This window comes from Micromonospora sp. LOL_014, from assembly GCF_048060245.1.
Classification (GTDB): domain Bacteria; phylum Actinomycetota; class Actinomycetes; order Mycobacteriales; family Micromonosporaceae; genus Micromonospora_E.
The window spans coordinates 1-211 of sequence record NZ_JBHMIP010000134.1 but is presented as its reverse complement, the minus strand read 5'-3'; the positions used below and the strand labels follow the sequence as shown (position 1 = coordinate 211).

Here is a 211-nt window from a genome sequence, read left to right as displayed (position 1 = left end):
TCGGGTTCGTAGGCGGCGGGGTTGGCCTGCGCGAGCCGGCGGCGGATCGTGACGGATTCGACGGTCGCGTCCAGTGCCTCGTCGCGCCGGCCCGCCTCCGACAGATCGACGGAGAGGTTGTTCAGCGACGCGGCGAGTTCAGGCTCGTAGGCGGCGGGGTTGACCGTGGCGAGCCGGCGGTAGATGTCGGCGGCTTCGACGGTGGCGGTCA

The 211-nt window shown here is 71.6% G+C and carries 1 protein-coding gene; it reads right to left on the bottom strand.

The features are described 5' to 3' along the window. Positions 1–211: tetratricopeptide repeat protein (locus tag ACFHW1_RS28955; RefSeq protein WP_416616764.1), on the bottom strand; the 211-nt coding region annotated here is incomplete at both ends.